This window comes from uncultured Rothia sp., assembly GCF_963544205.1.
GTDB lineage: Bacteria > Actinomycetota > Actinomycetes > Actinomycetales > Micrococcaceae > Rothia.
This window is the reverse complement of sequence record NZ_CAUUDY010000009.1, coordinates 18,274-43,891: the sequence shown is the minus strand read 5'-3', so window position 1 is coordinate 43,891 and position 25,618 is coordinate 18,274. Positions and strand designations below refer to the sequence as shown.

The 25,618-nt window shown below is 62.2% G+C and carries 18 protein-coding genes and 3 tRNA genes; 4 read left to right on the top strand and 17 right to left on the bottom strand.

Annotated elements, in window-relative coordinates; translation table 11 throughout:
* Window positions 1-351 precede the first annotated feature (351 nt).
* The 6 genes from RWZ58_RS05980 to glnA all read right to left on the bottom strand — a co-directional run bounded on the left by RWZ58_RS05980 (window position 352) and on the right by glnA (window position 7,821).
* A complete protein-coding gene (locus RWZ58_RS05980; RefSeq protein ID WP_314658004.1) occupies window positions 352-1,719 on the bottom strand; it encodes a hypothetical protein in 1,368 nt (455 codons plus the stop codon).
* Window positions 1,720-2,323: 604 nt separating this feature from the next.
* Window positions 2,324-2,395, bottom strand: a tRNA-Val gene (locus tag RWZ58_RS05975).
* A gap of 24 nt (window positions 2,396-2,419) precedes the next feature.
* Window positions 2,420-2,490, bottom strand: a tRNA-Cys gene (locus tag RWZ58_RS05970).
* Between the two features lie 47 nt (window positions 2,491-2,537).
* Window positions 2,538-2,610 (bottom strand) — tRNA-Gly (locus RWZ58_RS05965).
* Window positions 2,611-2,972: 362 nt separating this feature from the next.
* Window positions 2,973-6,311 (bottom strand): bifunctional [glutamine synthetase] adenylyltransferase/[glutamine synthetase]-adenylyl-L-tyrosine phosphorylase, encoded by a 3,339-nt coding sequence (locus RWZ58_RS05960; protein ID WP_314658003.1) that lies wholly within the window; start codon window positions 6,309-6,311, stop codon window positions 2,973-2,975.
* Window positions 6,312-6,480: 169 nt separating this feature from the next.
* Window positions 6,481-7,821 (bottom strand): type I glutamate--ammonia ligase, encoded by a 1,341-nt coding sequence (glnA, locus tag RWZ58_RS05955; RefSeq protein WP_314658002.1) that lies wholly within the window; start codon window positions 7,819-7,821, stop codon window positions 6,481-6,483.
* Between the two features lie 430 nt (window positions 7,822-8,251).
* On the opposite strand from glnA, the gene RWZ58_RS05950 reads away from it, so the two are divergent.
* Together RWZ58_RS05950 and panB are read left to right on the top strand one after the other, a co-directional pair.
* On the top strand, window positions 8,252-10,084 hold the full coding sequence (locus RWZ58_RS05950; RefSeq protein ID WP_314658001.1) for a geranylgeranyl pyrophosphate synthase: 1,833 nt from the start codon (window positions 8,252-8,254) through the stop codon (window positions 10,082-10,084).
* Between the two features lie 63 nt (window positions 10,085-10,147).
* Window positions 10,148-11,062, top strand: a complete 915-nt coding sequence (gene panB / locus RWZ58_RS05945; RefSeq protein ID WP_314658000.1) for a 3-methyl-2-oxobutanoate hydroxymethyltransferase — start codon at window positions 10,148-10,150, stop codon at window positions 11,060-11,062.
* Window positions 11,063-11,203: 141 nt separating this feature from the next.
* On the opposite strand, the gene RWZ58_RS05940 is transcribed toward panB, so the two are convergent.
* Window positions 11,204-11,461, bottom strand: coding sequence for a hypothetical protein (locus tag RWZ58_RS05940; RefSeq protein ID WP_314657999.1), 258 nt, complete (start codon window positions 11,459-11,461; stop codon window positions 11,204-11,206).
* Between the two features lie 281 nt (window positions 11,462-11,742).
* On the opposite strand from RWZ58_RS05940, the gene map reads away from it, so the two are divergent.
* Window positions 11,743-12,654, top strand: a complete 912-nt coding sequence (gene map / locus RWZ58_RS05935) for a type I methionyl aminopeptidase (protein ID WP_049340708.1) — start codon at window positions 11,743-11,745, stop codon at window positions 12,652-12,654.
* A gap of 134 nt (window positions 12,655-12,788) precedes the next feature.
* Window positions 12,789-13,640: a polyphosphate--glucose phosphotransferase gene (ppgK, locus tag RWZ58_RS05930; protein ID WP_294627040.1), complete on the top strand. Its 852-nt coding sequence runs from the start codon at window positions 12,789-12,791 to the stop codon at window positions 13,638-13,640.
* Between the two features lie 127 nt (window positions 13,641-13,767).
* Here the strand turns inward: ppgK and nrdR are convergent, their stop codons facing one another.
* The 10 genes from nrdR to ftsZ all read right to left on the bottom strand — a co-directional run bounded on the left by nrdR (window position 13,768) and on the right by ftsZ (window position 25,507).
* Window positions 13,768-14,223, bottom strand: a complete 456-nt coding sequence (nrdR, locus tag RWZ58_RS05925) for a transcriptional regulator NrdR (protein WP_005506525.1) — start codon at window positions 14,221-14,223, stop codon at window positions 13,768-13,770.
* Between the two features lie 179 nt (window positions 14,224-14,402).
* Window positions 14,403-17,945 carry a DNA polymerase III subunit alpha gene (gene dnaE / locus RWZ58_RS05920; protein WP_314657998.1) on the bottom strand — a complete coding sequence of 1,181 codons (3,543 nt, stop codon included), beginning with the start codon at window positions 17,943-17,945 and terminating at the stop codon, window positions 14,403-14,405.
* Between the two features lie 78 nt (window positions 17,946-18,023).
* Window positions 18,024-19,010 (bottom strand): RluA family pseudouridine synthase, encoded by a 987-nt coding sequence (locus tag RWZ58_RS05915; RefSeq protein ID WP_314657997.1) that lies wholly within the window; start codon window positions 19,008-19,010, stop codon window positions 18,024-18,026.
* 119 nt (window positions 19,011-19,129) lie between these two features.
* The gene (gene lspA, locus RWZ58_RS05910; RefSeq protein ID WP_314657996.1) at window positions 19,130-19,732 is read right to left on the bottom strand and encodes a signal peptidase II; all 603 of its coding nucleotides are present in this window, start codon (window positions 19,730-19,732) and stop codon (window positions 19,130-19,132) included.
* Between the two features lie 304 nt (window positions 19,733-20,036).
* Complete coding sequence (locus tag RWZ58_RS05905) at window positions 20,037-20,579, bottom strand: DivIVA domain-containing protein (RefSeq protein WP_314657995.1); 543 nt, start codon at window positions 20,577-20,579, stop codon at window positions 20,037-20,039.
* Window positions 20,580-21,034: 455 nt separating this feature from the next.
* Window positions 21,035-21,334: a YggT family protein gene (locus RWZ58_RS05900; RefSeq protein ID WP_314657994.1), complete on the bottom strand. Its 300-nt coding sequence runs from the start codon at window positions 21,332-21,334 to the stop codon at window positions 21,035-21,037.
* Window positions 21,335-21,344: 10 nt separating this feature from the next.
* Window positions 21,345-22,232 carry a cell division protein SepF gene (locus tag RWZ58_RS05895; RefSeq protein WP_314657993.1) on the bottom strand — a complete coding sequence of 296 codons (888 nt, stop codon included), beginning with the start codon at window positions 22,230-22,232 and terminating at the stop codon, window positions 21,345-21,347.
* A 204-nt stretch (window positions 22,233-22,436) separates the two neighbouring features.
* On the bottom strand, window positions 22,437-23,270 hold the full coding sequence (locus tag RWZ58_RS05890; RefSeq protein ID WP_314657992.1) for a YggS family pyridoxal phosphate-dependent enzyme: 834 nt from the start codon (window positions 23,268-23,270) through the stop codon (window positions 22,437-22,439).
* A gap of 51 nt (window positions 23,271-23,321) precedes the next feature.
* Window positions 23,322-24,170 (bottom strand): polyphenol oxidase family protein, encoded by an 849-nt coding sequence (locus RWZ58_RS05885; RefSeq protein WP_314657991.1) that lies wholly within the window; start codon window positions 24,168-24,170, stop codon window positions 23,322-23,324.
* Window positions 24,171-24,322: 152 nt separating this feature from the next.
* On the bottom strand, window positions 24,323-25,507 hold the full coding sequence (ftsZ, locus tag RWZ58_RS05880) for a cell division protein FtsZ (protein WP_049354877.1): 1,185 nt from the start codon (window positions 25,505-25,507) through the stop codon (window positions 24,323-24,325).
* Window positions 25,508-25,618: the final 111 nt, after the last annotated feature.

Sequence of the window (25,618 nt, the reverse complement as noted above, 5' to 3'; positions counted from 1 at the left end):
TTCGTCCTCGCTCCTACTCAGGTGTAGGTGCGCCGCATGTTTCCTCCGCGCCTACGCAGGGGCACCCGTCACCCGGACGCTCCGTCCTCTCCTTGCTTCGCTGCGGAGAGCGTCCGGGTTGACACCCTGAGGGCGCTTCCGGAAAACACGGCTGCACCTGCAGCACAAGCAAAGAGCCCCCACACGAGGTAATCGTGTGGGGGCTCTTTGCCGTTCACAGCGCAAGCTAAGCCGGGAACCTAGCGCGGAAAGGCGGTGTTGTCCGTAGCGACATCAGGGTGCCCGAGCTCTGCGAGGGCGGGTGCCCCTGTAGGAGCGAGGACGAACACCGCCTCTCAGCGTGAAAAACGGTTAGGCTGCCGCCTCGCAGAAGGTCACCGTCACCGAACCGTTACCGCGCTCGCGCATCCACTGCGGCGCGTTCTCAGCCGAAACAATCATGCCCTCACTCACGGACGGTGCAATGTACGAGCCGCCCGCACCACCAGCGCCGCCCTGCATCGTGTAGCCGAGACCCTGGCGCACGCCCGTCGGGCTGTTCAGCCACTTCTGAGTCAGCACAATCGAGGAGACGGACTGCGCCGCGCCGGAACCGCCGCCGCCGTAGCCCGCGCCGCCGCCGCCGGACACCACAGACTGGTAGCCGTTGAAGTTCTGCGCGTACGCGCCCTCATCGTTGTAGACGTCCAGGTCCCAGCTGCGGTCCTCGTAAGTGCCCTTCTCGTGCACGCTGGCGGGGTTCTCGTCGAGCTGGTAGGAGTATGCGCCCGCGCCGTCGCCACCGTTGCCTGCGAAGCCACCGGTACCCGCGTTACCGGCAACGAACTGGCTGAACAGAACCTGGTTGTTGGTGGTTTCGAAGCCGATGATGGGGCCGCTTGCCGGCAGGGCGCCTGCCGCGCCGCCTGCACCGCCTACGCCCGCTGCGCCGCCGAAACCGGAGTTGTAGGTCAGCACCTTGGAGCGTTCAGCCTTGTAGATTTCGTAGCCGGGAGTGCCGTTGGAGCCTGCCGCTGCGGAGGCGCTGCCCGCCGCATCGAACTGCGGGGATGCGTCCGAGCCGAGGGCCGCCACGCCGGCGTCGATCTGGCCGTCGAGGTTGGAGTACCAGGGGTCCGCGTAGGACACGCCGGAGCTGGTCATGCCCGCGCCGCCACCGCCGCCTGCAACCGCTACCACGACGCCGTCGATGAGCAATGCGGAGGAGCCGCCACCGGATGCGGCGTAGACCTGGCTCTTGGAGTTTGCCGGGTCAGCGTACTTTGCGTCGACCTGCGCGGTAACGTTGGCGGGAATCGTGTAGGCGGGTACGGAGCCGCCGTTGCCGTAGCCTTCACCGCCGGCGGTGGGGGTCAGGGAGCCGTCACCGATACCACCTGCCGCGGCGATGATCTGCACGGTGGAGCCGGGGGTTACGGGGATGATGCCGGTGACCTTCGCGCCGGAGCCCGCCGGGGTCATGCGGTTGTTGGTGCCACCCGCGCCGCCGACCAGCTCAAAACGAAGCTTGTAGACGTTGTTGGGCACGGCGAAGCTCTGCACGGTCTTGGCGCCTTCGTCGGTGCCGGAGATGCTATACGCCGGGTTGGCCGCCAGGATGCAGTCGTTGGTGGCGGCGACGGATGCTGCGTAGGAGGGGATGGCTGCCGAGGCTGCGACGACCGGTGCCGCCCAGACTGCACCAGCGACGAGCTTGCGGCGGGTCATGGAAGTAGACATGGTATGCCCTTTATTCAGGTGGGGTGATGTGTTTGCAGCGCGGCGATAATTGTTTCCAGGCAGGCCTCGAATTGCTTGCTGTGGAAAGAAAATCGGCGCCGCTCAAAAGAATACCCTGAACCTCAGCTTTAACGTAAATCCCTGGTTGGAGCGCGGCATGGGAGCCTTTGGGCACCTTGCGCCGCGCCTTTCCTTCGCTCCTGCAGGGGAACCCGCCGCACCCGGACGCTCCGCTCTTCCTTGCTTCGCTGCGGAGAGCGCCCGGGCGGGCACCCTGATGTCGCTTCCGGAAGGTGCGGCGCTGAGCCGCAATCCCAACCCACATATTTGGCAAAGCCAGCAAAAGATTGAGAAGGCGATAGCCCCCTCCCCCTTAAGTTCGTTATGCCGGTATCGCGCACGCAAGCCCCGCCCTTACTAATCTGAGGCTGGGTGTTTTACGCAGGGAGCGGGAGGGATGGTGTCCTCCGCAGAGACATCAGGGTGCCCGAAGCGAAGCGAGGGCGGGTCCCCTGCAGGAACAAGGAGGGCACCACCCCTCCTAAACAAAACCAAAGGTTAAACACAAAACCCCTTAGCCGTAAAGCTAAGGGGTTTTCCTTTGTGCGCGATACTGGGATCGAACCAGTGACCTCTTCCGTGTCAGGGAAGCGCGCTACCGCTGCGCCAATCGCGCTCACAAAACAGTTGTTTTGTTGCGAGGTGAGGACGGGATTCGAACCCGCGTACACGGCTTTGCAGGCCGCTGCCTAACCACTCGACCACCTCACCGCATACGCTCCACGAGGGAACGCGTTCGAACTCTTGGAGTCCTTACGAGCGGTTGACGAGACTTGAACTCGCGACATCCACCTTGGCAAGGTGGTGCTCTACCAACTGAGCTACAACCGCATATCAGCGTATTCAATTTGAATCATTCCGATGGAGTTTTTCGCTCCGTCGTGCTGACAGGTAAATACTATACGGGGTTTTTGAGTGTTTGCCAAATCCCTTGTTAGACACCCAGTGTTCCGCGTGTTTCCGGGGCAGAACGGGGTATTTTGTCTCTTTTTTGGGACATGTTGGCAAAATTTATTTTCATGGTGCCGGTCACATTTTCGGGTTTTTAGGCGAATACTGTTCTGGTTGCCGCAAGAGTTGGGAGAGTAAAGTCCGCAGAAAAATTTCAGAGAACACAGAAAAACGCAGAAAGAGGGGCGGGGAGCCACAATTGGTTCCCCGCCCCTCCCCTATGAAATCCGCGCCTGTGATTTTTAGAGTTCTTCGAAGAAGAGTCGCTCGTAGACCTTGCGGGCGTTGCGGGTTTGGCGCAGGTAGTCCTCTTCGAGGGCGCGGGCGCTACCGGCGGGGTATCCGCACCAGCGGGCGATTGCTTCCAGGTCGGCACGTCCCGAGGGCAGGGTGTCGGATTGGCGCACGCCGCGGAGTACGTTGCCGCCGCGGATCTTGGTGGCGAGCAGCCAGGCACCGCTGAGGATTTCCGCATCGGCAGCATCAACCAGTCCCGCTTCGACCGCCGCATCCAGCGCCTTCAACGTGGAGGTGGTGCGCAGCCCCGGCACGGCGTGTGCGTGGCGCAGCTGTACGAGCTGGACGAGCCACTCAACGTCCGACAGGCCGCCGCGGCCCAGCTTGAGCTGGCGGGTGCGGTCGGCGCCGTGCGGCATGCGTTCATTCTCAACACGCGCCTTCATGCGGCGAATCTGCTGCACCTGTTCGGGCGTGAAGGTTACCGGGTAGCGGTACGGGTTGATGAGCTCCACGAAAGCCTTGCCGAGCTCTTCGTCGCCGGCGATGGGGCGGGCGCGGGTGAGCGCCTGGAATTCCCAGGTTTCCGCCCAGCGTTCGTAGTAGGAGCGGTAGGAGTCGAGCGAGCGCACGATAGCACCTTGCTTGCCTTCGGGGCGCAGGTCGGCGTCCACTTCGAGGGGGCGTTCGGCGCGAATCGGGGGCTTGACGGGCTGTTTGAGTAGCGCGAGGGTGCGGTTGACGATGCGCGCCGCCTGTTCCTGCGCGGCGTCTTCGTCTGCGCCGTCGAGGGGTTCGTGCACGAACATGACGTCCGCGTCGGAGCCGAAGCCGTTCTCGGCACCGCCGAGGCGACCCATGCCGATGACGGCGATGCGGGTGAGCAACTTCTCCCCAGTTGCCTCCTCAGCCTCCATACCCTCAGCGCCTTCCGGTGCCGCCTGGAGCTCGCGCAAGGCAATCTGCAGCGCCGCACCGATCGTGCACTCGTCAATGGCGGCAAGACCCGCGCAGGTGTCTTCAATATCGACAATGCCCAGGGTCCATCCCATAGCGGTGCGCAGGGTTTCGCGGCGGCGCAGGTAGCGCACGGCGCGCATCGCCTCCGCGGCGTCCTCATGGCGTGCCAGCAGCGAAGAAACCTCGGAGGCGAGCGCCTCCTCCCCCAGCGGCTTGAGATCGGCAACCTTGTCCAGCCAGGCGATAGATGCGGAGGCGTCCTCCAGCAGGTCGGTCATGGGGCGCGAGCTAGAGAGCAGCTGGCTCAGGCGCTCAGCGGCGGCCGGCGAGTCGCGGAGCATGCGCAGGTACCAGCTGGTGCTACCGAGCGATTCGGAGACGATGCGGAAGCCGAGCAGGCCGGCGTCCGCGTCCACGCCACGGGCGAACCAGCCCAGCAGTACGGGCATGAGGTGACGCTGAATGTCTGCGCTGCGGGAAAGTCCCGTGGTGAGTGCCTTGATGTGGCGCATGGCGCCGCGCGGGTCGCGGTAGCCCAGCGCCGCCAGACGGTCCTGTGCAGCCTGCTCGCTGAGCACCACTTCGTCGCGGCTGAGCGTGGAGACGGCGGCAAGTAGCGGGCGGAAGAAAATCCGCTCGTGCAGTGAACGGACGTTCCGTTTAATTTTCTGCCACGCCTTGAGCATCTGCTCGGCGGAGAGCGTGCCGTTGCGTTCCGGGGAGAGAATCGAGCGGGCGAGGGCGCGCTGTTCGGCGTCCTTCTCGGGCATCAGGTGGGTGCGGCGCAGCTGCTGCAGCTGGATGCGGTGCTCCAGTACGCGCAGCTTTTTGTAGTCGCGGCTGAACGCATCGGCGTCGGTGCGGCTAATGTAGCTTACCGAGGTCAGTGCCGCCAGGGAATCCACGGTGGATTTGGTGCGCACAGCGGGGTCGGTTCGACCGTGCACGAGCTGCAGCAGCTGCACGGTGAACTCGATATCGCGCAGGCCGCCAGGGCCCAGCTTAATCTGGCGGTCTACCTGGTGCGAGGGGATATTGTCGGTCACGCGGGCACGCATCGCCTGCACGGATTCCACGAAGGATTCTCGGGCGGCAGACTCCCACACGAAGGGGTCAATCGCGCGGGCGTAGCGGGCACCCAGCTGCGCCGAACCGGCGATGGGGCGAGCCTTGAGCAGTGCCTGGAACTCCCAGTTTTCTGCCCAGCGCTTGTAGTACTGAACGTAAGATTCGACGGTGCGCACGAGCGGGCCGTCCTTACCCTCGGGGCGCAGGTTCGCGTCGACCTCCCAGAGGGCAGGTTCGGGCGCGGGGCCCATGATGGCGCGGGTGAGGGCGTGCACGAGCTCCGTGCCGATGGTGGAACATTCGTTCTCGGTGAGCTTGAGCGGGGCGGTCTCACCCTCTACCCCGGTGCTGGGTGCAGGCTCTACCGGCGCGACCACGTACACCACGTCAACGTCAGAGATGTAGTTCAGCTCGCGGGCACCGCATTTACCCATGCCGATAATCGCCAAGTCCAGGGCGTCTACGGCTTCGCCTCGGCGAGGAGCCGCCAGGCCGGGGCCCAGCCCCTCCGCCACTTCCGTGCGGGCAATGGCGAGCGCACCCTCCAGCGCGGCGGCAGCCAAATCGGCGAGGTGACGACCGATGGTGGGCATCATTTCGACCGGGTCTTCGCAGCACACGTCGAGCAGGGCGATGCGCGCCAGGGCGGCGCGGTAGGCGACGCGCAGGGTCACGTAGCCGTCCTTGCCGGTCTGCTCGGCGGCAGCGTGCGGACGCTCAGCCTGCGGGTCGGCGCCGAGGGCGGTGAGGATATCGCGGCGATAGGGGGTGTCCAGCGGGGCGATGGGGGTCAGGAATTCCCCGTCGGTCTCCGGCAAAATCGACGCCGGGTGCTGGGAACGGATCAGCGCGCTCTCCGCCGGGTACACCTGCGTATCGAAGAGCGGGTCAATGAGCTCAGGGCGGCGGTAGAGGAAGTCACCAATCGCCTGGGATGCACCGAGCAGGCGGTACATGCCGAATTCTTCCTCGCCGCGGTTGGCGCGCTCAGCGACCGCCGGATGCTTCTCAATCAGGCGCACGAGTGCAGGCAGCGCAATATCCGGTGAGGGTGCGAGGCGCAGCCCGGCAAAGAGCGCATCCTGCGAAACGCGCTGCAGTTCGGGCGCGTTGAGCCAGCGTTCCGCCTTGGACGGGTCATGAAAACCGGTGGCAATCATGCGGGTGTGCAGGCGCAGCTGGGCTTTGCGTTCGGCTTCGGCGCGCTGTTCGTCGTCGAGCGCATCGGGGGCGATGTCGGTCAGCGGCTTGGGTTCTTTGGCGGGGTCAACAATGCGGATGAGCCCGGTGGCCGGGTAGTGAGAGCTGTCAGTCATAGCGTGAGAACTGTGGGTAGAACCGTGGGTAGAGAGTATAAATTTCGGCGGGATAAAAGCGATGCTGATACACCTGTGGGCGGTACCCGCCGGCGTGTTACCGGTAGCGGGTACCGCCCTGAGGCTGTCAGCGGTCACTCATCATGCGAGGAGGCAGAGAATCCAGCGGTTAGAGGATTCCGAGGTTGTGCTTGAGCTCGTAGGGGGTCACCTGGGCCTGATACTGGTCCCAGTCGGCGCGCTTATTGCGCAGGAACTGCTCGAAGACCTGCTCGCCCAGCACCTCCGCCATGAATTCGGATTCCTCGGTGATATTAATAGCTTCACGCAGGGAGGCAGGTAGCGGGTTGTAGCCCATGGCGCGGCGTTCGGCGTTGGTCATGGCGGCGAGGTCCTCGGTCACGGCGGGCATGAGCGGGTACTCGTTTTCGATGCCCTTCAGGCCGGCGGCAAGAATCACCGCGTAAGCCAGGTAGGGGTTCGATGCCGAGTCGAGGCCGCGGTACTCAATGCGGGCGGACTGCATCTTGTTCGGCTTGTACAGGGGCACACGCACGAGGGCGGAGCGGTTGTTGTGGCCCCAGGAGACGTAGGAGGGTGCCTCGCCGCCGCCCCAGAGGCGCTTGTAGGAGTTGATGAACTGGTTGGTGACCGCGGTGAATTCGGGGGCGTGCTTGAGCACACCGGCAATGAAGTGGCGTGCGGTCTTGGACAGCTGGTATTCGGCACCGGCTTCGAAGAATGCGTTGGTGTCGCCTTCGAAGAGGGAGAAGTGGGTGTGCATGCCGCTGCCGGCGTACTTGGTGAAGGGCTTGGGCATGAAGGTTGCGTACATGCCGAGCGAGTAGGCGACTTCCTTGATGACGGTGCGGAAGGTCATGACGTTGTCGGCGGTCTGCAGGGCGTCGGCATGGCGCAGGTCGATTTCGTTCTGGCCGGGGCCGGTTTCGTGGTGGCTGAATTCGACGGAGATGCCGACTTCTTCGAGCATGGTCACTGCCTTGCGGCGGAAGTCCTGCACGATGCCGCCGGGGGTGTGGTCGAAGTAGGATTCGTGATCCACGGGCACGGGGAATCCGTCGGCGCCAAGCTTGGAGGATTCGAGCAGGTAGAACTCGATTTCAGGTGAGGTGTAGCAGGTGAAGCCCATCTCCGCAGCCTTGTTGAGCACGCGCTTGAGCACGCCGCGGGTGTCGGAGGCGCTAATCTCACCGTCGGGGGTGAGCACATCACAGAACATGCGGGAGGTGTAGTCTTCCTCGCCGCGCCAGGGCAGGATCTGGAAGGTGGAGGGGTCCGGCTGCAGCAGCATGTCGGATTCGTAGACGCGGGAGAAGCCCTCGATGGAGGAGCCGTCAAATCCCAGGCCCTCGTCGAAGGCACTTTCTACTTCAGCCGGTGCGAGCGCCACGGATTTGAGGGTGCCGACCACATCGGTGAACCAGAGGCGGATAAAGCGGATGTCGCGCTCTTCGATGGTGCGCAGTACGAATTCCTGTTGGCGGTCCATGAGTTGCCCTCTCGGTGCGGGCGCGCATCCGCGTGGTACCCGTCTGTGGGTGGCGGAGGCGCGCTGAATTGTGTGCCGCGACGAGGATATATAGTGCGGGAGCGACCCGGTGGGTTCCGCTGAACTTTCAGCGGTTTTCACCGTCGTTCCGGCGGGCGGCGTGCCAGCGGTGCTGGCGCCTCCTTGCCCCGGCGTGTGTCCTGTTGTTATCTAGCCTATCGGGTTCTGCTGTGTGTCGTGCGGGTGGGAGGTTTCGTTTGTGTAAATTCTCGCTCGTGTCTCGCTCATGCGGCGCGGTAGCTCAGATTCTGGGAGGTGCCGGGGCGCCCCCTCCCCCGCTTTTCCGCTGTGTGGGTGTAGGATGCGCCCAGATACCTAGCAGATGACGGTTCGCGGGGCGTGTTCGGGGTCGCCTTGCGATAATGAGGGTATGCTACATTCCATTCTTCTTCCCTCGACCGTACAGCTTCCGCTGGCGCAGCTTCCGTTGGCGACCAGCATCGTGGCTGCCGACCCCACCGGTTTAGAGTGGCTGCTACTCATTGCGGCGCCGGTTGTTTTCTGTGTTGTTTACCTGGCGTGCATTATGGCGATTGCGGCGTTTGGTCCGCTGGTCATGAGGAACAACAAGTCTGGCGGCACGACTTACCTGCTGGACCGCCCCTCCCGAGTTGCGTTTAGGACTCGTACCGTGGCGCTCTTTGCGCTGGTGGGTGCGTTTGTGGAGCTTATTTGGCTCGGTTATACGGGTCGTGTGGGCTCTATTGCGGTCATTCCGATTCTTCTGTTTACGTGGTCGTGGAAGTTCGCGTTCTTCTTCCTGCCGCTTCAGCTGATTCGTGCCTGGTATGTGCACGCAACCCGCGGCAAGTATGATGCACTGTCGGCTGAGGGCGCTCAGCGCCGCGAGAAGCTGAACCGTAAGAGCGCGTACGAGGTGTCGAAGATGATGCAGCGTAACCCGCAGCAGTTTGCGATGAGCAAGGAGCTACACACGCAGGCGCGCGCTCAGAAAATCGCGGGTATGCGTCCGTTCCAACACCTTGATGAGGCGGGTAAGAAGCGCCGCGCGAACTACACGGTGGAGCTGGCGTTGGCGCAGATGCAGGTGCGTCAGATGAACCCCGGCAAGCTCCCTTCGGAGGCGTTCGGCGAGGGCATCCTAGGTATGGGTCTTGGCATTAGGTCTGATCGGGCGGTGGAACAGACCTGGCTGACGCTGTGCACGGAGCGCGTGAATGCGGTGGATGCGCCGAACTACCCGGATTCGCTGTACCCGGTGTCGGCTCGTTTTTCGCTGTTTACCACGATGTCGCTGTTGCAGCCGCTGATGGGTCGCCCCTACTCGCCGTTTACCGCTGAGGATGCGCGCCGTTTTGTTCCGCGTGATTTCTCGGCGGATACCGTGCTGCTGAAGACTGAAGAACTGGGTAAGAAGGCCCTGGCGCAGAGCGCGATTTTCCGTCAGATTCACGAGCGTCTTCTACCGCTGCATCAGCAGCAGCCTCAGCTCGTGGATCGCCGTGCCCTGGCGTATTGCGGCGCCCTACTGCTGAGCGTGGCGAAGGCTGAGGCGGAAAGCCAGCGTCTGACGAGCCAGGTTCTGGCGGCGGCAGCTTCGGAGCGCGGCATCCTGTCCTACGGCTTGTTCTCGCAGATTTCTGAGGATTATCAGCGTGTTCAGCGTCTGCTGAATCTGATGGTGAAGGCGACCGCCGACATTGAGCGTTTCATCAACGCTGTCGAGGCTCTGGTGCAGATGCATTCTGGTCCGGTTCAGCCTTCCGGTATTTCGTATGAGAAGGCGCAGATGGAGTACATTGCCGCTCTTCTGGACGTTATTGTCTTCTCCTCGCACGCCCCGCTTGCCGGTTCCATCCAGGCGTCCTACGCCCTGCTGAAGGCGGACTACGAGGCGTTCACGTTCAACACTTCGGATGAGCTGAGCCGCAGCTACTGGCTGCAGTACTCGAAGAACGCGGTGAGCGCCTGCGATACGGGTCTGTCTCAGGGTTATGAGGGTTTCTTCGGATCTGATGATGCAGCGAAGAAGGCGTGGGAGTCCTACGCGGAGGACGTCGTGAAGGAAGTCTGCACCTACTCGGTCACCCAGGTCTACTGGGATGCCCTGGTGCAGCAGGCACTCATTCAGCGTGATCTGCCGCGTGAGTTTGAGGATGCGTCCCTCGCCATTCCGGAGATGATGAATAAGAACGCTGCTGCGTCGTTCCCGACCTACTACATTAACCTCATCTGGAACTAGGGACAGTTCCCTCGTGGTGAGCGGTACGCCAGGTTGGAGCCGTGCAGGGTTAGAATAGTCAGCATGACTACTGAGCGTTCTTCCGAGATCTCTTCGCCCTACGCGGCACAGCCTGCCGCTACCTCCGCGGCTGCTCCCGCGACTACTTCTGCATCGAAGCCTTTTGACCTGGACACCGTCAAGAAGGTGCGTACCGTTCACCTGGCGCAGGCTAAGGCGACCGGTCAGAAGTTCTCCATGCTGACCTGTTATGACGCCCTGACCGCGCAGATTTTTGATCGCGCGGGCATCGACATGCTGCTGGTTGGCGATTCTGCGGCGAATGTGGTGCTCGGTTACGAGTCGACCCTGACCATCACCCTGGATGAGATGATTCCGATGGTCGCGGCGGTTTCTCGCGGTGCATCCCGCGCCATGGTGGTCGCAGATCTGCCGTTCGGCTCCTATGAGCAGTCACCGCAGCAAGCGGTGGCGAGCGCTGTTCGCCTGATGAAGGAGGGCGGCGCGCACGCGGTGAAGATTGAGGCGGATGCGTCGATGACCGAGTGGGTTCGTGCCCTGGTGCGTACCGGTATTCCGGTGGTGGCGCATGTTGGTTTCACCCCGCAGTCGGAGCATGCCCTGGGTGGTTTCCGCGTGCAGGGTCGTGGCGAGGCTGCCGAGCGTGTTCGTGAGGATGCGGTGGCTCTGGCTGAGGCTGGCGCGTTCTGCGTGCTCATGGAGATGGTGACCACCGAGACCGCACGCCGCGTGGATGAGGCGGTCGGAGCGGTGCCGACGATTGGTATTGGTGCTTCGAACGTGACGACCGGTCAGGTGCTGGTCTGGCAGGACATGATGGGTGTTCGTTCCGGCCGCGTTCCGCGTTTTGTGAAGCAGTTTGCGCAGGTCGGGCAGGTCATGGAGGACGCCGCGCGCGCCTACCGTGAGCAGGTTCGTTCGGGTGAGTTCCCGGCGGCTGAGCACACCTTTGAATAGGCTTTAGGTTTAGACGGTAGCTTGAGACAAAGCGAAGACCCCCGTATCCGGTGTTCCGGGTGCGGGGGTCTTGCTGTATCTGTTTTCTGCCTCTTTTAGATGCCTCTGTTAGAGGCATGCATGCAGAACGTTCGCTGGGCTTTAGAGCAGGCCGCCGTCCTTGTCCCACTCCTCGTTGCGCTCGCGGGCGCGGTCCATGGCGTGTGCCGCCTCCTCGTAGGTCTTGAAGGGGCCCCACAGGGAGGTGACGGCGCTCTGCTGGCCGCGCTCAACCTCACCGGTGGCGAGGTTGTACCAGTATTCATCAGCGTGGGGGCTGGTGGCGTCGGTCGCGGCGTGCAGGGTCTTCTCAACCGCCGCTTCGATGGCTTCGCTCAGGTGGTTTTTCTTCTCGCTCATGGGTTCTCCTTCGACGGTGAGGGGTTGGTGTTTCTAGCTTCTCACGCGCCCAAGTTCGTGGCAATGAGGCTGGCGCGGCTTCTCACCCGGTGTCTGACCCGCTGTTCTCTCTGCCACGCTCTCCCCCGCTCCTCCCCTGTGCTGTCTCGGTTCCGCCTCCGCAACCCCAGTGAGCATGAAATTTTATTCACAATCTGGGAAAAAGGTACGGCTTATGTATCCGCCGCTTTTTAGCGCCTGCGCAAGGGACACAAACCGCCCACGCCCGGTAAGATGAAACTATGTCTTCAACCAAAACGAATACTTCGCATAATCTTCCCGCAGAGCCCGGTCGCGCACCCGTCGGTTGTCTGACCCCCGGACGCGTCAGCCCCATGCGCCCGGTCCCCTCGCACATTGTTCGCCCCGAGTACGTGGGTAAGCCCACCGCCAACGAGGGTAACGACTCGAACATGTACACCCCCGAGGAAGTTGAGCGGGTTCGCGCAGCCGGCAAGATTGCGGCAGGCGCCATCGTTGAAGCATCCAAGATTTGCGTACCCGGCACCACCACCGACGAGATTGACGTGCTGGTCCACGAGTACATTTGCGACCACGGCGCGTACCCCTCCACCGTGGATTACCGCGGCTACCCGAAGTCCGTGTGCACCTCCCTGAACGAGGTCATCTGCCACGGCATCCCGGACTCCACCGTGCTGGAGGACGGCGACATCCTCAACCTGGACGTCACCGCATACCTGGACGGCATGCACGGCGACACCAACAAGACCCTGCTCATCGGCAACGTGGACGAAGAATCCCGCCTGCTGGTTGAGCGCACCGAAGAGTCCCTGAACCGTGCGATTAAGGCTGTGAAGCCGGGCCGCCAGATCAACGTGATTGGTCGCGTCATTGAGAAGTACGCGGCACGTTTCGGTTACGGCGTGGTTCGCGACTACACCGGTCACGGTGTGGGTCGTGAGTTCCACTCGGGCCTCATCATCCCCCACTACGATGCGGCACCCGCCTACGACACCGAGATCCGTGAGGGCATGATTTTCACGATCGAGCCCATGCTGACCCTCGGCACCATCGAATGGGACCTGTGGGATGACGACTGGACCGTGGTCACCCGCGACCGCAAGCGCACCGCACAGTTCGAGCACACCCTCGTGGTGACCGCTGACGGCGCGGACATCCTCACTCTGCCCTAAAGCGCAGACCTCTGGGTTTCCTGCTTGTACAGGTTCAAGCCCAGCACCTCACTTTTTATATCAATTCACCCACTGACAAGCCCGCCCGCTCCCCGGTTATACGGCAGTAGGCGGGGTGAAAGAGAGAGAAAACCATGAGCGATTACGCAGAACCCGGCGTCATCAACGAGCTGCCTGCCCCCACCCCCAAGGACCTGCAGATTGGTGTGGACATTGGAGGCACCGGCATTAAGGGCGGCATCGTCGACCTGCGCACCGGTAACCTCGTCTCGGATCGTTTCCGCATTGACACCCCCAAGCCTGCAACCCCCGCCGCTGTGGCTGAGGTTGTACGCCGCGTAGTTGATGAGCTGCAGGGTCGCGACCTGGCGCCGGACCCCGAGTCGGCTGTCGGCATTGACTTCCCCGCAGTGGTGAAGAACGGCATGGTCTTCTCCGCAGCGAACGTGGACGACTCCTGGATTAACACCGATCTGGAGCAGGTCATGAGCGAGGCTCTGGGCGGCCGCACCGTCTACGGCCTCAACGACGCTGACGCAGCCGGTCTGGCTGAGGCAACCTACGGTCAGGGCCGTAACCGTGACGGTCTGATCGCTGTCATCACCCTGGGCACCGGCATTGGCTCCGCCCTCATCAACGACGGCGTGCTGATCCCGAACACCGAGCTGGGTCACCTGGAGATTGACGGCCACAACGCCGAGTCTCAGGCGTCCGCTCGTGCCCGCGAGGTGCACGAGCTGTCCTGGAAGAAGTACGGCAAGCGCCTGTACCGCTACTTCGAGCACGTTCAGATGCTCTTCTCCCCCGACCTGTTCATCATTGGCGGCGGCATCTCCAAGAACCCCGAGAAGTTCATGCCGTACTTTGAGGATCAGATTCGTACCCCCATGGTTATGGCTGCCCTGCGTAACAACGCGGGTATCGTGGGTGCGGCGCTGTGGGCTGGCGGTATGCTGCCGGAGCGTCAGCGCCGCGGCGAGGCATAAGAAGCTACCCGCTATCAATCTCTGATAGAGCTTCATAGACACACGAAGGGACCGCCTTCCGAATCATTCGGAAGGCGGTCCCTTCTGTATACCGCCGCTCATACTTAGCGGCAGCCGGTTTAGCTAGTTACTGGGCGATGCGGTCCTCACGCAGACGCGCAATCGCCTCCTCAAAGTCTTCAAGGTTTTCAAACGCCTGGTACACGCTCGCAAAACGCAGGTAAGCGACCGCGTCCAGCTTCGACAGCGGCTCCAGGATGGTCAGGCCCACCTCGTGCGCGTTGATTTCCGCCAGACCGCGAGCACGAATCAGCTCCTCAACCTCCTGGGCGAGCTTCGCCAAATCGTCCTCACCCACGGGGCGGCCCTGGCATGCCTTACGCACACCGGCGGCAATCTTCGAACGGTCGAAGGGCTCGGTCACGCCGGAACGCTTAATCACCGAAATGGTGGTGGTTTCAACGGTCGTGAAGCGGCGAGCGCAGGAGGTGCACTGGCGGCGGCGGCGAATTGCGGCGCCGTCATCGGTGGTGCGGGAATCCACCACGCGCGAGTCGGTGTGCTTGCAATAGGGGCAGTACATTCGTTTCTCCTTGGCTGGGCGTTAGGGGCGCCCGCGTATACAGCGCTCAAGAATATTTATACCTATTCTACCGTGATATACAGCGGATGCACCGTATGGTGTGAGTGAATATACGCTCAGGGTGGACTCTGCTATGCAGAATCCACCCTGAGCATTGCCCCGTTCGGAGGGCTTGATGTTTAGCGGCGGATGCAGCTCGGACCGAAAATCGTCTTGATTTCGCCGAAGAGGCTCGGGTTCGGTTCCACACGCACGCTCGGGTCCAGAAGCACCAGCTGCTCCTTATCGCGGGTACGGATGAGCATGCGCACATCCGCGGTGCCCTTGTGGTCGCGCAGGGTCTCCTTCAGCTCCTTCAGGTTCGCCTCGGTCACCAGGTACTCGGGTACCACAATGGTGATGGGTGCGGCGCGGCCGTCATCGCTGATTTCCAGGATCTGCAGTTCCTGGGCGCTCATGTTCACGCTGCCGTCGTCGCGGCGCTGCACGCGGCCACGAATCGAGCAGATGAGGTCGTCCGCCAGGGCGGCGCCCATCGTCTCGTAGGCGCGGGAGAAGAACATGACCGTGATGGTTGCGCCCGAGGGGTCTTCCAGCTCCACGGAGGCGTACTGGTTACCGCTGGACTTGGCGATACGGCGCGAAACACCGGTGAGCATGCCCGCGATGGTGACGGTTTCGCCGTCGCGAACGTGCGAGTCTTCACCGATGATGTCGTGCACCGAGTGGGTTGCGGCATCAGAGAGCGCACGCTCCAGGCCGCGCAGCGGGTGATCCGAAACGTACAGGCCCAGCATGTCACGCTCAAAGTTCAGCTTCTCGCGGCGATCCCAATCGGGCACGTCCGGGATGGTCACGGTCAGTTCGTCGCCGAGGGCGTCGTCCATGCCGAGGGAGCCGAAGAGGTCGAACTGGCCCGCCGCCTCTTTACGCTTGACCGCCACCGCTGCGTCCACTGCCGCCTCGTGGATGAGGGACAGGGAACGGCGCGTATGACCCAGGTCGTCGAAGGCGCCCGCCTTGATGAGCGATTCAATGGTGCGCTTATTGCACACCTGCAGCGGCACCTTCTTCAGGAAGTCGTTGAAGGACTCGTAACGGCCCTTCTCCTCGCGGGCGACAATCATACCCTCGACCACGTTCGCGCCCACGTTACGAATCGCGCCCATACCGAAGCGGATATCGTCACCGACAGGGGCGAACGTCAGGGTGGACTCGTTCACATCCGGGGCGAGCACGGTAATGCCCATGGCACGGCACTCGTTCAGGTACAGCGCGAGCTTATCCTTGTTATCGCCCACACTGGTCAGCAGCGCAGCCATGTACTCCTGCGGGAAGTGCGCCTTCAGGTACGCAGTCCAGTACGACACCAGACCGTACGCAGCCGTGTGCGCCTTGTTGAACGCGTAGTCCGAGAACGGCAGCAGAATATCCCAGAGCGCCTTAACAGCGCCCTCAGAGTAGCCGTTAGAAATCATGCCGTCGTGGAAGGTAGCGTACTGCTTATCCAGCTCCGCCTTCTTCTTCTTACCCATCGCACGGCGCAGCAAGTCTGCCTCACCCAGAGTGTAGTTCGCGACCTTCTGCGCAATCGCCATAACCTGCTCCTGATACACAATCAGGCCGTAGGTGGTGTCCAGAATGTCCTTCAGCGGCTCTTCCAGCTCGGGGTGAATCGGCTCAATCTCCTGCTTACCGTTCTTGCGCAGAGCGTAGTTGGTATGCGAGTTCGCACCCATCGGGCCCGGACGGTACAGCGCCAACACTGCCGAAATGTGCTCGAACTCCTCGGGCTCCATGAGCTTCAGGAGCGAGCGCATCGGGCCACCATCGAGCTGGAACACGCCGAGGGTGTCGCCGCGCGCCAGTAGACGGTAGGATTCCGGGTCATCCAGCGGCAGAGATTCAAGGTCAAGGTCAATGCCACGGTTCGATTTAATGTTCTCCACCGCATCAGAAATGATGGTGAGGTTACGCAGACCCAAGAAGTCCATCTTAATCAGGCCCAAGCCCTCACAGGTGGGGTAATCGAACTGGGTAATAACCTGGCCGTCCGCCTCGCGGCGCATCACGGGGATGACGTCCACAAGGTCCTTGCTGGACATGATCACGCCCGCAGCGTGCACACCCCACTGACGCTTCAGACCCTCCAGGCCCTTGGCAGTCTCGAACACCTGGCCGTAAATCTTATCGACCGGGTCCTCAATGAGGGCGCGCAAATCTGCCGCTTCGGCGTAACGCTTATCCTCTTCGTTATACACGTTCGCCAGGGCGATGTTCTTACCCATGACGTCCGGCGGCATCGCCTTGGTGAGGCGCTCACCGACCGAGTACGGCTGGTCCATCACGCGGGAGGCGTCCTTGAGCGCCTGCTTCGCCTTAATGGTGCCGAAGGTGACAATCTGTGCGACCTTCTCTTCACCGTACTTTTCGGTCACGTAGTCGATGACTTCGCCGCGGCGACGATCGTCAAAGTCCACATCGAAGTCGGGCATGGAGACGCGGTCAGGGTTGAGGAATCGCTCGAAGATCAGGTCGTGGTCGAGCGGGTTCAGGTCGGTAATACGCATCGCGTACGCAACCATCGACCCCGCACCGGAACCACGGCCGGGACCCACGCGAATACCGTTGCGCTTAGCCCAGTTGATAAAGTCGGCGACCACGAGGAAGTAGCCGGGGAAGCCCATGGAGGTAATGACCCCCACCTCGTATTCAGCCTGCTTACGCACCTTGTCGGGCACGCCGTCCGGGAAGCGGTAGTGCAGGCCCTTCTCGACCTCCTTCACGAACCAGGATTCCTCGTTTTCGCCCTCGGGCACGGGGAAGTTCGGCATGTAGTTCGCCTTGGTGTTGAACTCCACGTTGCAGCGTTCAGCGATTTCGAGGGTGTTCTCGCACGCGCCGGGAATGTCGCCGAAGAGGGCGTACATTTCTTCTGCCGAGCGCAGGTAGAAGTTATCCGCGTCGAACTTGAAGCGCTTGGGGTCGGTGAGGGTCGAGCCGGACTGCACGCACAGCAACGCCGCATGGGCGGTGTGGTCTTCCTGACGGGTATAGTGCAGGTCGTTGGTGGCGACGAAGGGCAGGTTCAGCTTCTTGGCGAGGCGGTGCAGGTCCTCCTGGACGTTGCGTTCAATGTCCAGGCCGTGGTCCATGACCTCGCAGTAGAAGTTGTCCTTGCCGAAAATATCGCGGAATTCGCTCGCCGCCTGGACCGCCTCGTCAAACTGTCCCAGGCGCAGGCGCGTCTGCACCTCACCGGAGGGGCAACCGGTGGTCGCGATCAGGCCCTTCGAGTAGGTCTGCAGCACCTCACGGTCCATACGCGGCTTGTACAGCTGGCCTTCCAGCGACGCAATCGAGGAGGCACGGAACAGGTTGTGCATGCCCTCGGTAGTCTCAGCCCACATGGTCATGTGGGTGTACGCGCCACCACCGGAGACGTCGTCGCGGGAGCCGTCGCCCCAACGCACACGCGAACGGTCGGTACGGTGCGTGCCGGGGGTCAGGTACGCCTCCACACCGATAATGGGCTTGATGTCGTGCGCTTTAGCCTGACGCCAGAAGTCGAAGGCACCAAAGAGGAAGCCGTGGTCACTGGTCGCCATGGACTTCATGCCGAGTTCTTTAGCGTGGGTGAACAGGTCACCCAGGCGCGCGGCACCGTCGAGCATGGAGTACTCGGTGTGCACGTGCAGGTGCGTAAATTCTTTGGTTGCCACGGATATCTCCTGGAGGTGTGGGCTGGAGGATGGGCGGTGAATGTGAAGCTGTGTGCGGCGGGGCGCGGGAGGCTCAGCCTAGCCGAGTTTGACGTTGCCGTCACGCAGAGCGGTCAGCGCGTAGGACAGATCAAGCGGGTACTCGCTGGTAAAGGTTACACGCTCGCCGGTACCGGGGTGATCGAAGCCCAGGCGGTGCGCGTGCAGCCACTGGCGAGTCAGGCCCAGTTCAGCGCTAAAGCGCGGGTCGGCGCCGTAGGTCAGGTCGCCGCAGCAGGGGTGGCGCAGCGCGGAGAAGTGCACACGAATCTGGTGGGTGCGTCCGGTTTCCAGGTGCACCTCCACCAGGGATGCGGGGCCGAAGGCTTCGAGCACATTGTAGTGAGTGATGGAGTTGCGGCCATCCTCAACCACGGCGAACTTCCATTCGTTGCCGGGGTGGCGGCCAATGGGCGCGTCAATGGTGCCGCGCAGCGGGTCGGGCAGACCCTGCACGAGCGTGTGGTAGACCTTGTCCACGGTGCGTTCCTTGAAGGCTCGCTTGAGTTCGGTGTAGGCGCGTTCGCTGCGGGCTACGACCATCAGGCCGCTGGTGCCCACGTCCAGGCGGTGCACAATACCCTGGCGTTCTGCCGCGCCGGAGGTGGCAACCGAAATGCCCTCGCCCATGAGCGCGGAGATGACGGTGGGGCCGTGCCAGCCGGGTGAAGGATGCGCCGCCACGCCTGCGGGCTTATCCACCACGACGATGTCATCGTCCAGATGAACGATGCGGAAACCGTCCACCTTTTCGGGGCGAATGTCCGCCAAATCGCGCGGTGCGGGTGCGTCCACGACGACCTCATCGCCCGCGGAAAGCTTGTAGGACTTGCCGATCTTCACGGCCTTGCCGTTGTTGGTTACGGTCACGTGGCCGTCGCGAATCCACCCGGAGGTGCGGGTTCGGGGCGCGTCGAGGGCGCCGGCGAGCGCGGCGTCCAGGCGCATACCGGCGAGCGCGCCTTCAACGGTGAATTCGGCGCGGATGCGTGCCGGGTCTTCGGCGGCGTTGGTGGTTTCGCTCATGCGTCTCTCCTTCGGGTGGTGTTTGCTTGGGTTGTCTGTGTGATGGGTTGTCCGTGTGAGAATGCCTGTAGGCTCGTGGTCGGCAACGTAGCCGTCGGCGCGTATGCCGGGGCGGGGCGCTACTCGGAGCTCTTTTCGTCGGTGCTCTTATCGTCAGCCTGCACACGGGTTCCGTTGAGGTTCAGGCCCTTGAAGTTCAGTAGCACGATGAATGCCATGCACACGCAGATTGCGGAGTCTGCAATATTGAAAATCGCGAAGTTCGGCACGGAAATAAAGTCGACCACGTGACCGGAGCCGAAGCCGGGCTCGCGGAAGAGTCGGTCGAAAAGGTTGCCGCAGATACCGCCGAGCAGACCGCCCAGCGCGAGGGTCCAGGACAGTGCGCGGGTGCGGCGCAGCAGGTAGAGCACCACAGCTGCGGCGGCGACCATGACGAGCGTGAAGACCCAGGTGACGTTCTCGCCCATGCTGAATGCGGCACCGGAGTTACGAATCGAGTACCACCACAGCAGCCCGTCGATGACGGTGATGCGCTCCCCCAGCTGCATCTGGGTGACCACCAGGTATTTGGTGCCCTGGTCGATGGCGAACACGACGGCGGCAAGTACGAGCGCAAGAATACCCGCGGAGCGTCCCGAGAGGATGCGCACGCGGCGTCCTTCAGCCTTTGTAGCGGTGTGTGAGACTGAGGATTCAGCAGTCTTGGGGGTGTTGGTCATAGCTCTCCTCTAGTCTGTGCCGGTTGCTGCGCGCCCGAACGCAAACCGGGTGCGGTACCGTTCGATAGTGCCCCTCTAGCTTAGCAAATCGGGGTAGTGCATCGAGTATTCGGCGGTGATTTGGCGGGTACTCTCCCCCGCTTCTCACGCTGGGTTATTGCGCCGTGCCGGGCGGGTATGAGAATACCGCCCGGTTCTCTCAATCTTCCCCGGTGAATAGCGGTGGAAGAGAAAGAATCCGGGCGGCATACGCCTCAAAGCGTCGTTAGCTTAGAGCGTCGTTAGCTTATTTAGGCACGCTGATTTATGCGGAAGCCTCGATGGACTTGAGGTTCTTCAGCTCCTGAACCTGTGCGTCCAGGTGCTGCAGCAGCTTGGAGCGGTAACGGCTCTCGAAGCCGCGCAGAGCCTCAACAGCAATCTCCAGCTCTTCCTTCTCGTCGGTGAGGCGAGAGAGAACCTCTTCGCGCTGCTGCTGAGCTTCGCTCACCATAGCGTCTGCCTTCTTCTCTGCCTCTTCGAGCAGTTCAGCCTTAGCCTTCTCGCCCTGTGCCACGTAATCGTCGTGAACCCTCTGAGCCATAGCGAGCAGTGCTGCCGCATCCTGAGGTGCCGCTGCCGGTGCTGCCGAGGACTGTGCGGGTGCTGCAGCCGCTGCGGGGGAATCAGGCGCGTTTGCGGAGAGCTGCTCCACCTGGCGTTCCAGGGCGTCACGCTCGGAGTAGAGTGCGCGCAGTTCGACAACGAGCTCATCCAGGAAGTCGTCGACCTCATTGCGGTCGTAACCGGCCTCTTCGGTAACGATCTTGAAGCTCTTAGTGATCAGGTCTTCGGGGGTGATTGCCATGGGCTTCTCCTCTAGGTATCCCTACGGGGTTTGGTGATGAAGTTGAGTGCCGCGGATTCACCAGCCAGATAGGTCATGGCCCCAATAATTCAGGGCCCCAATGACTCAGGGCATGGCTATGCCGCGATGCAGTCGTTGGCACCAATTCTACTATTCTTTGGTTTCTGTGCCCGGTTATATGTCGGTTGAACCGTAAAATATTCGCTCTGCGCAAGGGTGGGATTCACCACGTCTAATATCCGCTCTAGTCCCCGTTTGTCCCCCTTGAGTTTTCTGCCCTGCGGTGCATTTCTAGAAGGTTTTTGCAGAGGCATTTTGACGCTCCCCGTACATAGAAACCCCAGACGCAGAAAACCCCGCCGGCGCTCCATCCCCTGAGGGACGCCAAACGCAGGCGGGGCTCAAAAATCTAGCTCTCTAGCTCCTCGACCGAACGGGTCGACCGGATGGGCGGCTTAGGAGAATGCCGCGGTTGCCCGCATCATGATGCTCAGCAGGAAAGACAGCAGAACGATCAGGATCAGGAAACCGGTATCCAACGCAACATTGCCCACGCGCACCGGCGGAATCAGGCGACGCAGCTGGTTCATCGGCCAGTCCGTCACCGCGTACACGCCGCTGGCGAACAGCAGAACAATGCCCTCGGGGCGCCATTCCGGTGCGAACATGCGCACCCAGTCAAAGAGCATGCGCAGAAGCATCGCAATGTAGAGAACGTAGACAGCGATCGTAATGAGGGCGAAAAAATAACCCATCTATCAGTCCTTAGCCCTGGTCGAAGGGGAATTCGCCGTCGGTCTCGAAGCCGGCGGGAACCTCAGAGTTAGCCACGCCCAGAACCTCCAGGTTGGAGGGGGTCAGCAGGAACACCTTAGCGGTGACGCGCTCAATGCGGCCTTCCAGAGCAAATGCCAGACCGGAGGCGAAGTCCACCAGGCGCTTAGCGTCTGCATCGGGCATCTCTTCCACGTTCATAATCACGGGGATGTTCTCGCGGAATGCCTCACCAATGATCTTTGCGTCATTGTAGGAGCGGGGGTGGATAGTGGTGATACGACGCAATTCGTCCTCTTCTTCCTCGTAACCGTAGGTGTATCCGTTGGTTTCTTCGGGCGCGTAGCCCTCTTCGTAGTAGCCGTCGTTGGAGTAGGTCTCGGCGTACTGCTCGGTGTATTCGGTATTCGGCACCGGGGTGTCCTCCCAATTGTCTGCGCTGGCGTCGTCCCAGGTCTGTTCGGTTTCTGCCAGGTCAGCTGTGGTTTCAGGTGTATGAGCGGTGGCGTGTGCCGCTGCATCTACGGTTGCTCGTCCGTCGGCAGGTTCTTCTGCGTCCAGATACTCGGTTTCTGTACCGTCATCGTAGCTATCAGCCTGCAGGTACTCTTCCTGTTCAGTATAGGCGGGTTCGTCCTGCGGGTGGTAGGTTTCGCTCTGCGGTTCGACTGCACTGTTGCTGTACTGTGCCGAGCCGGGCAGTGCTGAGAGCCGGTTAGAGCCCTCGGTCTTCTGTGCCGTAGCAGCCTGCCCTGCGGAGGCGTTTGCCTCCCTGCGGGCGTCAGCCTGCACAGCCTGCGGGGATTCTTCCGGCGTCGCCTCAGCGTCCTGGTATCGTTCCAGGCCGAGGAAACCCGCCAGACGGCTTTGCTTCGCCATGATTCTCTCGCTGTTCTTTGCTTGTGGTGTACAGGGTCTGCCGTGGTGCTTCGTCAGAAGGTGTGTGTGCGTGACGGCACGTCATGCACCGGCATGTATATATTACCAGCGCCCACCCCGCGCGGGCGGTCAGGGCACCGATGATTATGCCACCGAAAGCAGACCCGGAACTATAACCGTTGAAGGGCCGCGGTCGAATAGGGCTTAGAGCGCCGGGCGCTTACCCATAATGTCGCTACCCACACGCACGCAGGTCGAGCCCCAACGCACCGCCGCTTCCAGGTCCCCGCTCATGCCGGCGGAAATCTCGGTCGCGTGCGGCACCTGCTCACGCACCAGCGACGCCAAGCCGTACAGCTTCTCGAACGCCTCGTCCGGGTTCATGCCCAGCGGCGCCACAGCCATCACGCCACCGCAACGCAGGTGCTCGTGATTCTCGATGCGCTCCACCAGCTCCAGCAGCTCGGATGCGCTCGTACCGCCGCGCGCACCCTCGGCAGCGTGGCCAGCGGTCGCGACCTCCGCCAGGGACACCTGCACCAGGCAGGTCAGCGCACCCTGCTCCGCCGCGGCGGGTGCGGGCGCCTCCCCCGCCTCAAAGCGGGAGAGCTGGTTCGCGTACGCCTTCGCCAGCGCGTCCGCCAGGGAGGGGCGGTCCACCGAATGCACACTGGAAGCGTACTTGACCACGGACTTCGCCTTATTCGTCTGCAACTGGCCGATGAACGCCCAGTGCGGGGGCTGCACCTCACGCTGGGCACAGTATGCGGCGAGCTCACGAGCCTTCGCGCTCGCCTCCTGGTCACGGTTCTCGCCGAAGAGGGTCACTCCCCCATCCAGCAGCGCCGCAGCGTCGGAGGCGGGGAAGAACTTCGTGACCGTCACCAGCTGCACCGGGGCGCTCGCCTCGGTACGCACGGCACTGTGGTCCTGCTCTGCGGCGCGGATGCGCTCAAGCACGCGGCGGTAGTTCTGCAGCAGCTGCTCGGCACGTTCGGGAGTGTACTGCAGGTTCTCTTCTGTGTTCATTTCAGGCATCTTCTCTCCTTCAGCGGCTCTCTATCTTTAGCGGCTCTGTCTTTAGCAGCTCTACGGGGCAGGCTCCGTCAGCTTCTCAAGCCACACCAGACCCGCGATACGGCCCGGCTTCTCACCGCGGTTCGTGAACCCGCGATGCGAATACACCTCGGGCTCCTCAAACGTGCACTGGGCGCAATCCATGCTCACCTGCACGCCCACCTCTTCCAGCACCGCGCGGGCACCGGCGGGCAGGTCCAGGCCGGGGGTCTGCTGGCTGGTCACCGAATGCACCTGCGGAATCAGCTCAGTGGATTCGGCGCGCATCGCCTCGGGCACCTCGTAGCAGCTACCGCAGATGCTCGGACCCAGCCAGGCGGTAATTTTCTCCGCGCCAAGCTGACGCATCCGCTGCACGGTCTGCTGGAGCACGCCGTCGAGCAGGCCTCGGCGGCCAGCGTGAGCCACCGCCAAGATTGGTTGCCAGTTCGCGACCCGCTCACCCACCAGCACCACGGGGATGCAGTCCGCCACCATAATCGCCAGGGGCACGCCCTCGGTGCTAATCGCCGCATCGGCGACCGGGGAGTTCTCCAGCACCGCGCGGGCACGCTCGACGGTACGCTCCTGCGGGGCACCGGGGGCGTAGGACTCCACCGCGTAGTCTTCCGGGTAGGCAATCGCCACGCCGTGCACCTGGTTCAGGTAGAAGAACGGCTCAGTACCCAGTGCTTCCTCCAGCGCGGCACGGTGGTTGAGGGTGCGCACCAGGGAGGCGTCTATACCGCCGCCGAGCTCATCGTCCACGTGCAGACCCAGGTTGCCCGCCGCGCGGGAGGTGAAGCCCACCCGCACACGCCAAGAACCCAAGGTGCGGGTGTCGGCTGAGGCAAGTAGCGGAGTTTTGGGAGTAACGCTCATCTTCTATCCATTCATCAGGTGTCAGCGGGTATAACGGCGGGTATAGCAAAGGGGAGCCGAGAACCGCACAATGTGCGTGTTTCTCAGCTCCCCTATAGCGTCATAAGACTCTCAGCCGTGCAACGCCTAGGTGGCATTCACGGCCGGGCAGACTACTTCAGGAAGTCAGGGACATCCAGGGTGTCGCGGCGAGCCGGAGCTTCCTCCACAACCGGGGGAAGGTCAACGTCGAAGCCAGCAGCGCCGGTGGAAGCCGGAGCAGCAGCGGGTGCGTTGTAGCCGTAGCCGTTAGCAGCCGGAGCAGCGGTGGAACCGCCGAAGGATGCCTGGGTGCGCTGAGCCTGAGTAGCAGCAGCAGTGGAAGCGTTGGAGTTGGTCTCCGGGTTCACTGCGTCGAAGCCAGCAGCAATCACGGTCACGCGAGCCTCATCGCCCAGTGCGTCGTCAATAACCGCACCGAAGATGATGTTTGCGTCGGGGTGAGCCACTTCCTGAACCAGGCGTGCAGCCTCGTTGATCTCGAACAGACCCAGGTCGGAGCCACCCTGAATGGACAGCAGAACGCCGTGTGCACCGTCGATGGATGCTTCCAGCAGCGGCGATGCGATAGCCAGCTCAGCTGCCTTCACTGCGCGGTCCTCACCGGATGCCGAGCCGATACCCATCAGAGCCGAACCTGCACCCTGCATGACGGACTTAACGTCAGCGAAGTCAAGGTTGATCAGGCCGGGGGTGGTAATCAGGTCGGTAATGCCCTGCACACCGGAGAGCAGAACCTGGTCAGCGGACTTGAATGCGTCCAGCATGGAGACGTTGCGATCCGAAATCGACAGCAGTCGATCGTTCGGAATAACGATCAGGGTATCAACCTCATCGCGCAGAGCAGCGATACCGGTCTCAGCCTGGTTGGAGCGGCGACGACCCTCGAAGGTGAAGGGGCGGGTCACCACACCAATGGTCAGAGCGCCGAGGGAGCGGGCAATACGTGCCACGACGGGCGCGCCACCGGTACCGGTGCCACCGCCCTCACCTGCGGTCACAAAGACCATGTCTGCGCCCTTGAGGACTTCCTCAATTTCCTGCGCGTGATCCTCGGCTGCCTGACGGCCAACCTCGGGGTTTGCGCCCGCGCCAAGACCGCGGGTCAGCTCACGACCAACGTCCAGCTTAACGTCTGCATCGGACATCAGCAGAGCCTGAGCGTCAGTGTTGATAGCAATGAACTCAACGCCGCGCAGACCAACCTCAATCATGCGGTTGACTGCGTTGACGCCACCGCCGCCGATACCAACGACCTTGATGACTGCCAAGTAGTTCTGGGGAGTTCCAGCGTCCATGTATTCCTCGATTGTTCCGTGTTCCAGCTTCGGAAGACCCGCAGCTTAATCTAAGCCTGAAGGTTTCCTCTAAAGAATGACTTTATCTGCTAGGATACCAAACTGTTTTTG